This is a genomic window from Halorubrum sp. B52 (assembly GCF_059752555.1).
Map to the genome: position 1 here is coordinate 440,754 of NZ_MWTG01000009.1, position 13,046 is coordinate 453,799.

Genomic DNA, 13,046 nt, shown 5'->3' on the forward strand with positions numbered 1-13,046 from the left:
GCCCCCTCGGGTGACCGGAACCGGAGCGACGGACCGCCGCCGAAGCCGGCGTCGTCCGACGGCCGATGACCGACGCCGTCGACGTGGGCGTCTTCGGCGTCGGGAACATCGGGACCGTCCACCTGCAGACGCTGTTGGCGTGCGACGACGTGGACCGCGTCGCCGTCGCCGACGTCGTCGACGAGAACCGGGAGCGGGCGCTCGCGCTCGGCGCGACGAACGCGTACGAGGAGTACGAGGAGCTGCTCGCGACCGCCGACCCGGACGTCGTCGTCGTCGCGCTCCCCCCGTTCCTGCACGCGGAGGCGACGATCGCGGCCGCCGAAGCCGGCTGTCACGCCTTCGTCGAGAAGCCGTTCGCGCGGAACCCCGACGAGGCCGAGGAGATGCTCCGAGCGGCCGACCGCGCGGGCGTCTCCCTCGGCGTCGACCACACCAGCCGGTACCGCCCCGAGGTTCGCCGGGTCAAAGAGCGGTACGACGAGGGGTCGATCGGTCACGTGCCGACCTGCTCGATCTGGCGGTTCAACAACGGCCCGTTTTCGAGTCCCCCCGCGAGGGAGACGCCGGCGGGCTGGCAGCTCGACCCGGAGGCGACGGGCGGGGGCGCGCTCCTCGACCTCGGCGTCCACCTGCTCGACGTCCTCGCGTGGTTCTTCGGCGACCTGACTGTCGAGCACGCGAGCCTCGACCGGACGCTGACGCTCCCGTACGAGGACGCCGCGACCCTCGTCGTCTCGGCCGAGTCGGGAACGACCGCGACGCTGTCCTGCGGCTTCTTCCAGTGGGAGGACCCGCCGAACGTCACCGGCGGGATGCGCCTCGACGGGATCGCGGACTCGCTTTCGAGCGAGGAGTTCATGCCGTCGAACTTCGTGGGCCACGCGGCCCGGTCCGCGCTGGAGAACGTCGGGAACCGGGTCCGCGGCCGCGAACCGGAGATATTCAAGCCGACGTACTTCTACCAGGCGCACTATCACGCGCTGACGGAGTTCGTCTCGGCGGTGAAGGAGGGACGCGAGCCGCCCGTCACGGGCGCCGACGGCGCGCGAGCCGTCGAGCTCGTGACGGAGGCGTACCGGATGGCCGAGGGGGTCGAGGAACCGATCGAGGTGACGCGATGACGCTCGTTCACGGCGCGCGGCTCCCGGACTGCGAGCCCGACGCGATCGCCGAGGGCGTCGCCGAGGTGCTCGGTGACGCCGACGTCGAGTTCGAGGGTCGGGTCGTGCTCGTCCCGGACCTCCACTACCCCTACCACCCGAGCACGGGGACGGTGACGAACCCGGACACGGTCTCCGCGCTCGTCGATCGCCTGCTCGCGGCGGAGGCCGTCGACGGGGTCGAGATCGCCCGCGCCGCGACCGCGTGGTCCGACGACGCGTCCTGCGCGACGTATCTCGGCTACGACCGGCTCGTCGAGCGGTCCGGCGTCGAGTACTTCGACCCAGACGCCGGGCCGCAGGCGAGTCGGACGGTCTCCGTCGACGACCAGGAGACGGTCGTGACGGCGCCCGAACGGCTGTTGGACGACGCGCTCGTCGTGCCCGCGCTCCGCCGCCGGGAGGAGCCGACGCTCGCCGGCTGCTTCGACCGGCTCGCGGCGACCGCGCTGGGTCGGGACCCGACCGCCTTCGAGGTGGACTCCTTCGCCGCGGCGGCCGACCCGATCGGTGCGGTGTTGGACGCGACCTACTCGTACGTCGGCGCGCCGCGGCGGACGCGGGCGCTGCTCGCGAGCGCCGACCCGTTCGAGGTCGAACGGGTCACGGCGTATCTGCTGGGTCTGGATCGAGACGCGCTCCCGAGGGGGGCCGCGCGCGACGACCGACCCGCTCGGGTTCGCGGCCTCGACGCCCGCGCGCTGGCCGACGAGCTCCCGGACGAGTCGGTCAGCGAGGGGTCGCCGTCGAGGCTGATGAAGTCGGGGTACCGGCTGTACGCTCGCGTCACGGGGGATCAGCTGCCGCCGCAGCTGATGGATCGATGACCGGAGCCGCCGACGCGCTCGTCACGGGCGCGAGCGGGTTCCTCGGTTCGTACCTCCTGGAACGGCTCGCGGACGAGGAAGGGGACGAGAACGGGACCGTCACCGCCACCCGCCACCGCTCGTCTGCGCCCGACGAGTCCGACGACGCCGTCCGGTGGGAGCGGCTGGACGTGCTCGACGAGGCGGCCGTGCGAGCGGTCGTCGACGGTCACGACGAGGTGTACCACCTCGCCGGGACCGGATTACAGAGCGCCGACGAGCGGACCGTCCGGGCGGTCAACGAGATCGGGACGCGAAACGTCGTCGAGGCGTGCCTCGACACCGGGGTCGAACGGCTCGTGTTCACGAGCACGGCCGGAACGCGGCGGGCCGACGGCGTCGCCGACGAGACGGACGTGGCGCCCCCGATCGGCGCCTACCAGCAGTCGAAAGCGGCGGCAGAGCGGATCGTGGACGCGGCGACCGGTCGCGGCCTCGACGCGGTCACCGTGCACCCGACGTCGATCTTCGGTCCGGGAGACGAGGGGTTCACCGCGCGGTTCTTCGCGCTCGCGAGCGACCCGAAGCTGTTCGCGCATCCCCCCGGCGGCGCGAGCTTCGTCGGCGTCGCGGACGTCGCTGACGGGATCGTGCGGGCGATGGAACGGGGAGAGCCGGGCGAACACTACGTCCTCGGGGGCGAGAACCTGCGGTACCGGGAGGCCCTCGAGGTGATCGCCGAGGAGATCGGCGGGTCGGCCCCCCGGATCACGGTCCCGGCGGCCGCGATCAGAGCGGCCGGGCCCGCCGTGGGCGTCGTGAACCGCCGGACCGGCCGACGGATCTTCCCGTTCAACGCCGAGATGGCGGAGCTGGCGACGGACACGCACTTTTATACCAGCGCCAAGGCCAGCGAGGAGCTCGGCTACGACTACCGCCCGTTCAGGGAGACGGTGCTGCCGGCGTGGGGGTGGTTCCGCGCCATGGCCGAGGCGTCGCGGTAGTCGCCGGAGCGTCGACCTCCGAACCGGCTCCGCGGGGGACGGCGTCAGACGACGTCGTAGAGCCCCATGAACAGCGAGTCGGTTTCGAGCGGTCGCGTGTCGCTCCCGTAGGACGTCCACATCATGACCTGTTTGTCGATCCGGGCCCACGTCGTTCCGGGGTCTACCTCGGAGACCAGCAGCATCAGGTCCGCGTCCCCCTCGATTGCGGCCTGTTCGACGCCGGCCACCAGGCCGTCGAAAGCGGCTGCGTCGTCGGCGACGAGGTCGAGCACCCACGCCTCGAGCGTGTCTTCCGTCTCGGTGAGCGCGACAGGCGCCGCGCCGACGACGGTCCCGTCCCGCCTCGCCGTGACGACGCCGAGCAGCCGCGGGTGGGCGAGCAGGTGACGGAGGTCGTCGGCCTCGCGCCGAAAGGCGAGGTCGTACTCGGCCGTCGCCCGATCGTACAATGGCGTTACCGATTCGACGAGGTCGTCTCCGACCGATCGCTCGACGCGCACGTCGACGTTGGCGCCGCCCGCGTTCCCGGACGGGAAGCCCGCGGAACCACCCCGCTTCGCTCGACCGGATGGTATCCGACGGCGGACGCTGTCGCGGAGCGAGTCGGTTCCCGCCGCCTCGACCGCGGCCGTGGTCGCCCACTCGGGGAAGAGGACCGGAACGGACCACCCCGGCTCGGTCGTCGGCTCGCCGAGCAGGCGGTCGAGCCGGAGCGACTCGCCGCCCGACCTGAGCGTGACTCTCCCGCCGAGGCGGTCGAGGAGGTCGGCCGCAGTCCCGTCGTCGTCGAGGACGAGCCCCGCGTAGTGGGGTATCACGTTCGCGGGCGAGAGCACGCGCAGGTACAGCGGCAGCGTGCGGTAGCTCCACCCCCGGTCGAGCCCGACCTCGAACGGGATGTGGCCCTTCCGGGTGAAGATCCCGCAGAAGTCGCTCCCGCTCCGCTCGATGTCGGACTCCGTCGCGTCACGGATCCGCGAGTAGAGCCCCTCGCCGCGGTGGGCCTCGGCGACGCAGGCGTCGCCGCAGACGTGGCAGTCGTAGCCGCCGCCCGGCCCCTCGATGGTGCGCTCGAACATGCCGCGGAACGCCGCGAGCTCGCCGTCTCGAACAATGTGGTATCCCTCGGCGGGCTCGATGCCCGGCCGATCGTATTTCCACCGCAGGAACGCCTCGTCTCCCCAGGTCCCGAACGCCTCGTGTAACAGGTCGAGGAGTGCCTTCTCGTCCGGAAGTCCGCGAACGATATTGTACCCGTCGGTCATCCGAATTTCGGGTCTGTCGGCGACCGCTGATCGAAGGCCTGTCGTGTCATCGCTCGCCTCCCCGTGTTCCGCTTCCGGCGACACGGACCGCCAAGATTTCCGTCGCCGGTGTCTGGCATTGCGTCCCCGGTTCGAATCCCCGAGATATTGTTATAGACTCTGTTATTCTTATAAGTAAGCTAATAACAATCGGTGTCATCGACCATGCTCCCCCATGGTAACCGGTGAACCAGACGAGAAGATATCGCGCCGAACAGCACTTCAGAGGGGTGGTCTCGTGGCAGGGGGAGCTCTCGTGGGGCTTTCGTCGATCTCCACGACGGCCGCCGAGCCGACGGAGGTCGACCGCTGCGCGTCGCTGACCGAGCCGGGCGAGTACGTCCTCACCGACGACCTCGAGACGGACGGTGACTGTCTCACCCTCGGCCCGGGCGTCACGCTCGACGGAAACGGGCACGCGATCTCCGGCGACGGCTCGGGGATCGGACTCACCTTCGACCTCGATTTTGACGAGAGCGCGGTCGTCCGCGACCTGCGGATAGTGAACTTCGGCGCGGGAGCCTCCGTCAGCTTCCCGGGCGGCGAGATCGCGCTCGAAGGGGTCTCTGTCACGGACAGCGCCGTCGGAGTTCGCGGCGCACCGAAGGGGCTCATCGCGATCCGCGACTCCGTCGTCGCCGACAACGACCTGGGCGTCGGTCCCGGCGAGGGTGCCCGACTGTCGATAACGGAGAGCACGCTGAGCGGGAACCGCGACGCGGCGGTGTCCACGGACCTGGGTCACTCCATGGAACTGCGGCGCAGCACCGTCAGGGACAACGGTACCGGCGTCGAGGCCGGAGAGGGGACGTTCGTCGACAACACCATCGCCGACAACGACGGGTTCGGTCTCCGGCTGATCGGGTTCGTCGGGCCGACGAACCTGGGCTCCGCAACGATCGCCGGAAACGACATCCCGAACAACGCCGGGCCGGGAATCGAGTTCACCTCCTGTGGCGGCGAGGTTCGAGAGAACGTCATCGTCGACAACCGGGTCGGGATCCAACTGTCGGGCGTGACGGAGAGCTTCGGCGATTCCGTCCCCGAGTACGCGTTCACCGGGAACGACATCGCGGGCAACGACGAGTTCGGGGTCCGGAACGCGTCGGAGCAGACCGCGGTCGCGTCCTGTAACTACTGGGGCGATCCGACCGGCCCCGCCGCGGAGGAGACCCCGGCAGAGGCCCCGAAGGGCGACGGGATCGACGGCGACGTCGAGTTCGTCCCGTGGTCCGTCGAGCCGGTCCGCGGCGGCGACCCCGTCTGTTTCGGTGGACAGGCGATAGGCGACTTCGAGAGTCAGCCGACCGACCCGGACGGTGACGGTCGCTACGAGGACGTCGACGGCGACGGCGACGTCGACGCCGACGACGTGGAGGCCATGTTCGCGAACCGGGACGACGAGCTGGTCCGGAGTCACCCGGACGCGTTCGACTTCAACGGCGACGGTGACGTGGACGCCCTCGACGTCCGGGCGCTGTTCAACGAGGTGTCGGGCCGATGAACCTCGGCGCACTCTCCGCGACGCTGAACGCGAAGGGCGTCGCCGTCCTCGTGGCGATCGCAGTGGTCGGCATCGGCGGCATCGGCGGGGCGGTCGCGGGCGTCGGCCCCGCCGGCGGTCTCGACTTCCCGTTCGCGCAGCAGGAGGACCCGGCCCCGGCCCCCGAGACCGCGGTCCACCTCGGGCCGAGCGACGCGACGGTCCGCGTCGGCGAGACCGCGACCCACGACGTGGTCGTCGCGAACGCGTCCGGCGGCGTCGGCGACCTCGCCGCCGTCGTCAGCGTCGGCGATCCGAGCGTGGCCACGATAACGGACGTCACCCTGCGAGGGGCTCAGTCCGACGAGGCGGCCGGGGTCTCGATCGCCGCCGACGGCTCGTCGGCGAACCTGACGGCCGCGCCGACGGACACCGCGGACAACGGCAGCGTCGCCGTCGCGACCGTCACGGTCCGCGGCGACGCCCCCGGCACCACCGATCTCGGACTGCGCGTCGACGGGATCGGCACCGACGCCGGCGACGCGTACGACGTCACCGCCGCGAGCGGCGCCGCGATCGCCGTCGAGCCGAATCCGGACCCGGCGGCGTTCCGGGTGTCGAACCTGAACGCGTCCCGCGACGTGACGCAGGGAGAGCCGTTCAACGTCTCCGTCTCGGTCACCAACGACGGCGATCTGGAGGCGACCCGGACGGTCCGGTACGGGCTCGACCTCGACGGCGACGGCGCCCTCGACGCCGACGAGACGGCGGCCTCGCGGGAGGTGACGCTCGCGGGCCACGACCGCGAGACCGTCGCGTTCAGCGGCGTGAACGTGACCGGGGTCGACCCCGGATCGCACGTCCACGGCGTCTTCACCGGGAACGACTCCGCGACCGGGATCGTCGACGTCGAGGGGGCGGCGGAATCGGCTCCGGCCCCCGAGACCGCGGTGCTGCTCCGCCCGAACGACGAGGCGGGTGAGCCGAGCGGCACCGGCGATCCGAGCGACGCCGACGTGACGGTCGACGCCGGCGACGAGACGACCTACGACGTGGTCGTCGCGAACGCGTCCGGCGGGGTCGGCGCCCTCGACTTCCGCGTCGTCTCGAACGACGTCACCCACGCCACGGTGACGGACGTCTCCGTGGGGGGCGGCGCGTCCGACGCGACGACGGCGATCACCGTCATCGAGGACGGGAAGGCGGTGAACGTCACGGCCGCGCCGACGGACACCGCGGACAACGGCAGCGTCGCGATCGCGACGGTCACGATCAGCGGCCACGCGGTCGGTACGACCGACATCGGCCTGCGCGTCGACGTCCTCGGCACCGAGGCCGGGACCGCCTACAACGTCACGGCGACGAGCGGCGCCTCGATCACGGTCGAGAGCGACTATGACGGGGGGTCGACGTCGACCGACGACGGAGACGCCTCCGATGACGGGCCGACCACTCGTGACGAAATCAGCCGGGCGAAGTACGGCGTCGCCTTCGAGGACCTCAGTAGCAAATCGGTCGGTGAAGTGCAGGCGATCTACAACCGGCAGCCGTTCCCCGGCGACTCCGAGCCCGCGGCGGTCGACACCCGGGACGAGATAAGCAGCGACCGGTACGACGCGTCGCTCTCCGAGCTCGATCGCGACGCCGCGATCGAAGTCCAGAACGCGTATGACGCGCAGTTCGGGCCGCTCCCGTCGGATCCGGCTCACAGCCGGGACAACATCAGTCGGGCGAAGTACGACGCCGACTTCGCGGACCTCGACGCCGAGCGGGCGTGGGAGGTGCAGGCGATCTACAACCGGCAGCCGTTCCCCGACGACGCGGCTCCCGGCGAGATCAGGACCCGCGACGAGATCACCGAGGACCGATACGGAATAGAGTTCGACTACGACGACATCAGCCGCGAGACGAAGATAGAGATCCAGAACGACTACGACGCGCAGTTCGGCGACGGCGAGAACGAGTAGGTCCGCGGCCACCGTTTTCCGTGCGAACCCCCGAACCGGCTCGCGGTCGTCGGCGTCGCGGGGAGTTTATACGATCCAGCGAGTAAGGACCGACCGTGGTGGCCGTGACGACGTGTTACCCCCACTGAGCCCCTTGTGACGAGGGTTTCCCACCGAGCCACCACGTTCGACGCGCCGAGCCGCGGCTCTCGCCCGCGAGCGACCGCCGTTCGGCCGGGAGCGCGGCGGAAGCGGAGTTTCCGACGGAAGCGCGGCGGAAGTGGTCGTGAGCGGGATCGACGACTCGCAGTCCCGCGGTCTCGACGCGAAAAGGGTGGGTGCAGGTCCGCGGCGGTCCGCCGGGACTCCGGGTCGGTCCGAGGTCAGTACGACGCGGCGCGCTTGTCGAGGCCGGCGGCCTCGATGTCATCGCCGTCGACGGAGGTCCGGAGGACGTCCATCCCGTCGTCGCGGTCGACGTCGAAGTTCCGCGCGTACAGCTCGTCGACGCGCTCGTACTCCGCCGCGGAGAGCGGCGGCACGTCGCTCGCGGCGCTCCACTCCGCGATGTCGTCGGCGTCGCGGAAGGTGGGCGTCACGGAGGCGACCTCGTCGTGCGCGAGCAGCCAGCGGATCGCCGCCTGCGCCATCGTTCGGGTGCCCTCGGCGCCGTCGGGCTCCTCGAGGAAGCGGATCGCCTCGACTTTCTCCCAGCCCGTTTCGTACCACTCTTTCGGGCGGTGCGAGCGGTGGTCGCCGTCTTCGAGGACGGTGTCGGGCGTCACCTGCTCGTTGAGCAGGCCGGAGGAGTGCGGGACGCGGGCGATGACCGACGTGTCCGACCCCGTCTCGCGGATCGAGTCGACGAAGTGGCGCCCGGGCTCCTGTTCGAAGAGGTTGAAGACGGTCTGGACCGCGTCGAACTCCTCGTACTCGACCGCGGCGTCGCCCTCGGCGAGCCAGCCGATCGAGGGGCCGAGCGCCCAGCCGAGCGCGCGGACGCGACCGTCGGCCTTCCACTCGGCGAGGAGGTCGCGCACCTCGGGCGTGACGTCGTCGACGTTGGCGTTGTGGAGCTGGAGCAGGTCGACGTGGTCGGTGTCGAGCCGGTCGAGCGAGCGCTCGAACGCGGTCTCGAGGTAGTCGCGGTCCAGCTCCTTCGGGAGCTCGCCGTGGCCCGCCTGCGGGTTGTTGTAGAAGTCGTAGCCGATCTTCGTCGCGAGCGTCACCTCGTCGCGGCGCCCGTCGATCGCCCGCCCGACGATCTCCTCGCTGTCGCCGTGGCCGTACACGTCGCCCGTGTCGACGTAGGTGACGCCCGCGTCGAGCGCCGCCTCGACCATCTCGACCGCCTGTTCGTCCGAGCGGTCGCCCCACCAGTCGGTGCCGACGACCCACGCGCCGAAACCGATCTCAGAGACCTCGACGCCGGAGTTCCCGAGTTCGCGGTGCTGCATACCCCGAATTGGGGATCGGGACACTTAGCGAGTGCGGTCTCCGTCAGTCGATGGGACCGCGACGCCGATTTATATACACCGGCGGCCGTCGCCCGGCGTCGCCGCGCCCCTCGGTCGAGACGCTGCACAACCGAATCCCTTTGAGGGACGGCGACGAAGGGGACCCGATGACAAAGCGACACGTGTCCCTCCCCGACGGCGCAGAGGCAGGGGTCCGAGGGTTAATCGACGAGGTGGACGATCGGCTCTCCTCGGACGAGGACACCTGCGACGTCGTTCGCGACGTCCTGATCGACCTCCACGGCGACCGCGAGCGGTGGGAGGCGTGGCGGGACGGGGAGTCGGTGTCGCGAGCCGAGCGCGTTCGCCTCCAGGGGTACGACCCGTGCAACGCCACGCTGGAGTCGGAGTACTACGCCGAGAAGGACGAGGACCGCTTCCAGCGGTCGAAACACCTCCAGTGGCTCTGGCGCCAGTTCGACGCCACCCCGATGGCCGACAACGTCGAGTTCGCGCTCCGGTTCCGCCAGATGCTCGGGAACCACCTGTTCGCCGAGTGCGGGGACGACTGCCGCTTCTTCAAGGGGATATCCGTCACCTACGGCCACAACATCGAGGTCGGCGACAACGTCGTGATCCACGACGACGTCCACCTCGACGACCGCGGGAAGCTGACGATCGGCGACCGCGCGTCGGTCTCCGACGGTGTCCACCTCTACAGCCACGATCACGACCTCGTCGACCAGACCGAGGTCCGAAACTTCCACACGATCGTCGAGGACGACGCGCGCGTCACCTACGACGCGATGGTGCGCGCCGGCTGCCGGATCGGCGAGAACAGCGTCGTCGGCGCGCGCTCGGTCGTGCAGGGCGACGTGCCCGACCACCACGTCGTCGTCGGCTCCCCCGCCCGGAGCGTCCGCGTGAAACCGGGCTGGGAGGAGGTCGCCGACGACCTGGAGGACGGCCGGCTCCCCGACAACCAGGACGAGCGCGAGATCGAGTACGAACTGCCCGACGACCTCGATCAGTTCGACGAGTTCCAGCGGGACCTCCGGCCGCCGAACTGACTCGGGGAACCTCCGCGGGTCGTCTGTCGACACTCCTCTGCGGCGTCGTTCGCGCGCGGCCGGCCCGGTCGCGATTCCGCCGTTCAGTCTCACTTGCGGCGTGCCACCGCTCGCCATTGAGGCGTGCCACCGCTCGCCAGTATCGTTATTTGGAAGGAGCGCCTACGTCCGTGTGGTGTTACACACATGACAGGACAACGGATTCTGATGATCGTCGGCGACTTCGGCGAGGATTACGAGATAATGGTGCCGTTCCAGGCGCTGCGGGCGGTCGGCCACGAGGTCCACGCCGTCTGCCCGGAGAAGGAGGGCGGAGACAGCGTCAAGACCGCGGTCCACGACTTCCGCGGCGACCAGACCTATCTCGAGACCCGCGGGCACGACTTCGAGCTCACCCACGGGTTCGACGAGATCGACCCGGCCGACTACGACGCGCTGGTCGTGCCCGGCGGGCGCGCGCCCGAGTACCTGCGCGGCTACGACGAGGTGCTCGACGCGGTGCGCCACTTCTTCGAGGCGGACAAGCCCGTCGCGTCGATCTGCCACGGCCCGCAGATCCTCGCGGCCGCGGGCGTGCTCGACGGCTACGAGATCACGGCGTACCCTGCGGTCCGGCCCGAAGTCGAGGCCGCCGGCTGCTCGTGGGTCGACGGCGTGACGACCGACGGCAACCTCGTCACCGGGCAGGCGTGGCCGGACCATCCCGAGTGGATCGCGGGGTTCCTCGACCTGCTCGGCACCGAGATCGACCACGACGCGCCCGCCGCCGCGGCGGAGTGACCCGCCCGAACTTCCCTTTTTAATGGCCGACCCCCGCGCCGTCGCCGTCAACGTCGCCGCCAACACGAACCGGCCCGGCTTCCGCGGGCCAGTCTACCCGGACGGATCGTTCGCGTACGTGCCGATCCCCGAGTCGGCGGCGACGCTCCCGCGCGAGCGGTTCCCGGTCGACGAGCCGCTCCCGACGTACGCCGACCTCGACCTCCCCTTCGCGGTGCCGCCGGACCTGCGCGAGACGCCGGTCCACCTCGACCCGGAGTTCCCCGGTGTCCACGGGCGCGACCGCGCGACGTACGGCGATCCCCACGGCGTGAAGGCCGGGCGGATCGCCGGCCTCGATCCGGGCGACTGGCTGCTGTTCTACGCGACGCTGTCGCTGCGCCCGCACGGCTGGGCGGGGCCGGGCGCGAGCGCCCCCGCGGGCGAGACCGAACGGGCGGCGCTCGCCGACCGCGACGACGACCTCGCGCCAGACTGGGGCGCGTACCTCTTCGCGGGGACCCGCGTCGAGCGGGTGCTCGCGGTCGGCGACGGCGGGACGGGGGACGACAGCTCACTCGACCGCGATGCGGCGGCCGCGCTCGCGCCGACCAACGCCCACCTGAAGCGCGACCCGTTCGACGCTCGGGTCGTCGTCGCCGGCGACGCGTCGGCGTCGGGGCTCTTCGAGTGCGTCGTCCCCCTCAGCACCCCGGAAGCGGGCGCGGACGCGAACCGCCTCGTCACGGCGCTGTCCAGCGACTCGGGGAGGGGGCCGTGGTGGCGCCGGCCGATGGCGTTCGACGACGACGCGACGGAGACCCTTCTGACACGCATCGAGCGGGCCTGAAACGCCGGGATGGCGACGGCGACGGAGGAACGAACAAATATTGTGGGTATCTCGGATGCGAACTGTTCGCACTATCGACCGAGAAGCTCCCTTAGACGGGATCTCGCACCGGCCTGCGGCCGTTTTCCAACCGGACAGACGACCGAACCCGTTCGCCAGTCGCAATATTTGCGCGAAAACGGTTTCACCGCTCATGCTTGTCGGTTTCCGGAGCTATACCTTACAATAAAACCAAGAAGCATTCGATGTCAGATCTCAATGTCTCCCACGAATACTTCACGTGGAGACTGGTGCAGGACGTGGCAGAGGAGAACGGGTACTTCGAGGACGAGGGAGTCGACGCCGACCTCTCGTACTTCGCGCCCGGAACGCAGGACTTCGAGGGCGAGAACGCCTTCGACGCCGACTGGTGGGACGACATGGACGAGGACGGCGGCACCCACGGCGTCTGCGAGTGGAACGCGGTCCAGGAGGTCTCCGAGACCGACCGCGACATCGTCGGCTCCTACAGCGAGTGGGACCGCGTCGTCTTCGTCGACGCGGACGACGACGCCGAGACCATCGACGACCTGCGCGGTCGCAGCGTCGGGATCAACAAGTACGCCACCTCATTCTACTCGATGCGCGAGATGCTCGAGAACGAGGGGTTTGAGGACGACGAGATCGTCTTAGAGCACGTCGGCGAGGCGGAGGAGCGCTTCGACGCCGTGAAGAACGGCGAGGTCGACTCCATCGCGGTGCTGGAGCCGTTCGTCACGCTCGGTCGCTACGACGAGGAGCTGAAGGAGGTGTTCGACGGACCGTGCCGCGCCGCTATCACGACGCGCGAGCAGCCCGAGCCGGAGAAGCTGGAGGGGTTCCTCGCGGCGCTGAACCGCGCGGTCGCCGACATCAACGCCGATCTCGAGGGGTACACCGACCGCTACGTCGAGCTGCTCGAAGACGAGGCCGCCGACAAGCCCGCCTTCGACGACGTGAACTTCGAGCGGCTCCGCGAGGAGTTCGAGCTCCGCGAGTTCCTCCCCGTGCGCGCCCCCGACGAGAAGCGGATCGACGCGACCACGGACTGGATGCGCGAGAAGGGGTTCGTCCCGGACGACGCTGACATCGGGACCGCCGAGGAGCTCGATAACGAGGGCGTGCTCCCGGACGACGAGGCGGAGTCCGAGGAGGACGAGCCCGAGGCGACGGCGGACTGATC

General features: G+C 70.2%; 11 protein-coding genes. 9 read left to right on the plus strand and 2 right to left on the minus strand.

Going from position 1 to position 13,046, the window contains the following annotated elements; translation table 11 throughout:
* Positions 1-65 precede the first annotated feature (65 nt).
* The 3 genes from B4V04_RS10760 to B4V04_RS10770 are packed head-to-tail and all read left to right on the plus strand — an operon-like array spanning position 66 to position 2,973.
* Entirely contained in the window at positions 66-1,124 is a 1,059-nt protein-coding gene (locus B4V04_RS10760) for a Gfo/Idh/MocA family protein (RefSeq protein WP_498231515.1), read from the plus strand.
* Positions 1,121-1,990 carry a DUF362 domain-containing protein gene (locus tag B4V04_RS10765; RefSeq protein ID WP_498231517.1) on the plus strand — a complete coding sequence of 290 codons (870 nt, stop codon included), beginning with the start codon at positions 1,121-1,123 and terminating at the stop codon, positions 1,988-1,990. The genes B4V04_RS10760 and B4V04_RS10765 overlap by 4 nt, the downstream gene beginning before the upstream one ends.
* A complete protein-coding gene (locus B4V04_RS10770) occupies positions 1,987-2,973 on the plus strand; it encodes an NAD-dependent epimerase/dehydratase family protein (RefSeq protein ID WP_498231519.1) in 987 nt (328 codons plus the stop codon). The genes B4V04_RS10765 and B4V04_RS10770 overlap by 4 nt, the downstream gene beginning before the upstream one ends.
* A gap of 44 nt (positions 2,974-3,017) precedes the next feature.
* On the opposite strand, the gene B4V04_RS10775 is transcribed toward B4V04_RS10770, so the two are convergent.
* Positions 3,018-4,241, minus strand: a complete 1,224-nt coding sequence (locus tag B4V04_RS10775) for a GNAT family N-acetyltransferase (protein ID WP_498231521.1) — start codon at positions 4,239-4,241, stop codon at positions 3,018-3,020.
* 295 nt (positions 4,242-4,536) lie between these two features.
* Between B4V04_RS10775 and B4V04_RS10780 the strand changes: the two genes are divergently transcribed.
* On the plus strand, positions 4,537-5,784 hold the full coding sequence (locus B4V04_RS10780) for a right-handed parallel beta-helix repeat-containing protein (protein ID WP_498231523.1): 1,248 nt from the start codon (positions 4,537-4,539) through the stop codon (positions 5,782-5,784).
* Positions 5,781-7,730: an autotransporter outer membrane beta-barrel domain-containing protein gene (locus tag B4V04_RS10785; protein ID WP_498231525.1), complete on the plus strand. Its 1,950-nt coding sequence runs from the start codon at positions 5,781-5,783 to the stop codon at positions 7,728-7,730. Before B4V04_RS10780 ends, B4V04_RS10785 begins: the two co-directional genes overlap by 4 nt.
* A 362-nt stretch (positions 7,731-8,092) precedes the next feature.
* Here B4V04_RS10785 and B4V04_RS10790 read toward each other — a convergent pair whose 3' ends face one another.
* The gene (locus tag B4V04_RS10790; RefSeq protein ID WP_498231527.1) at positions 8,093-9,166 is read right to left on the minus strand and encodes an aldo/keto reductase; all 1,074 of its coding nucleotides are present in this window, start codon (positions 9,164-9,166) and stop codon (positions 8,093-8,095) included.
* Positions 9,167-9,333: 167 nt separating this feature from the next.
* Here B4V04_RS10790 and B4V04_RS10795 point away from each other — a divergent pair, with 167 nt between their 5' ends.
* The 4 genes from B4V04_RS10795 to B4V04_RS10810 all read left to right on the plus strand — a co-directional run bounded on the left by B4V04_RS10795 (position 9,334) and on the right by B4V04_RS10810 (position 13,044).
* Positions 9,334-10,236 (plus strand): acyltransferase, encoded by a 903-nt coding sequence (locus B4V04_RS10795; protein ID WP_498231529.1) that lies wholly within the window; start codon positions 9,334-9,336, stop codon positions 10,234-10,236.
* 186 nt (positions 10,237-10,422) lie between these two features.
* Positions 10,423-11,016 carry a DJ-1/PfpI family protein gene (locus B4V04_RS10800; protein WP_498231531.1) on the plus strand — a complete coding sequence of 198 codons (594 nt, stop codon included), beginning with the start codon at positions 10,423-10,425 and terminating at the stop codon, positions 11,014-11,016.
* A 22-nt stretch (positions 11,017-11,038) separates the two neighbouring features.
* Complete coding sequence (locus B4V04_RS10805; RefSeq protein ID WP_498231533.1) at positions 11,039-11,845, plus strand: Nmad3 family putative nucleotide modification protein; 807 nt, start codon at positions 11,039-11,041, stop codon at positions 11,843-11,845.
* A gap of 245 nt (positions 11,846-12,090) precedes the next feature.
* Positions 12,091-13,044, plus strand: coding sequence for an ABC transporter substrate-binding protein (locus tag B4V04_RS10810; RefSeq protein WP_498231535.1), 954 nt, complete (start codon positions 12,091-12,093; stop codon positions 13,042-13,044).
* Positions 13,045-13,046 lie beyond the last annotated feature (2 nt).

Excerpts from the sequence above, each read along its gene's own strand:
- B4V04_RS10760 (WP_498231515.1), top strand. The coding sequence starts at position 66 with ATGACCGACGCCGTCGACGTGGGCGTCTTCGGCGTCGGGAACATCGGG.
- B4V04_RS10770 (WP_498231519.1), top strand. The coding sequence starts at position 1,987 with ATGACCGGAGCCGCCGACGCGCTCGTCACGGGCGCGAGCGGGTTCCTC.
- B4V04_RS10765 (WP_498231517.1), top strand. The coding sequence starts at position 1,121 with ATGACGCTCGTTCACGGCGCGCGGCTCCCGGACTGCGAGCCCGACGCG.
- B4V04_RS10810 (WP_498231535.1), top strand. The coding sequence starts at position 12,091 with ATGTCAGATCTCAATGTCTCCCACGAATACTTCACGTGGAGACTGGTG.
- B4V04_RS10795 (WP_498231529.1), top strand. The coding sequence starts at position 9,334 with ATGACAAAGCGACACGTGTCCCTCCCCGACGGCGCAGAGGCAGGGGTC.
- B4V04_RS10800 (WP_498231531.1), top strand. The coding sequence starts at position 10,423 with ATGACAGGACAACGGATTCTGATGATCGTCGGCGACTTCGGCGAGGAT.
- B4V04_RS10775 (WP_498231521.1), bottom strand. The coding sequence starts at position 4,241 with ATGACCGACGGGTACAATATCGTTCGCGGACTTCCGGACGAGAAGGCA.
- B4V04_RS10790 (WP_498231527.1), bottom strand. The coding sequence starts at position 9,166 with ATGCAGCACCGCGAACTCGGGAACTCCGGCGTCGAGGTCTCTGAGATC.
- B4V04_RS10785 (WP_498231525.1), top strand. The coding sequence starts at position 5,781 with ATGAACCTCGGCGCACTCTCCGCGACGCTGAACGCGAAGGGCGTCGCC.
- B4V04_RS10805 (WP_498231533.1), top strand. The coding sequence starts at position 11,039 with ATGGCCGACCCCCGCGCCGTCGCCGTCAACGTCGCCGCCAACACGAAC.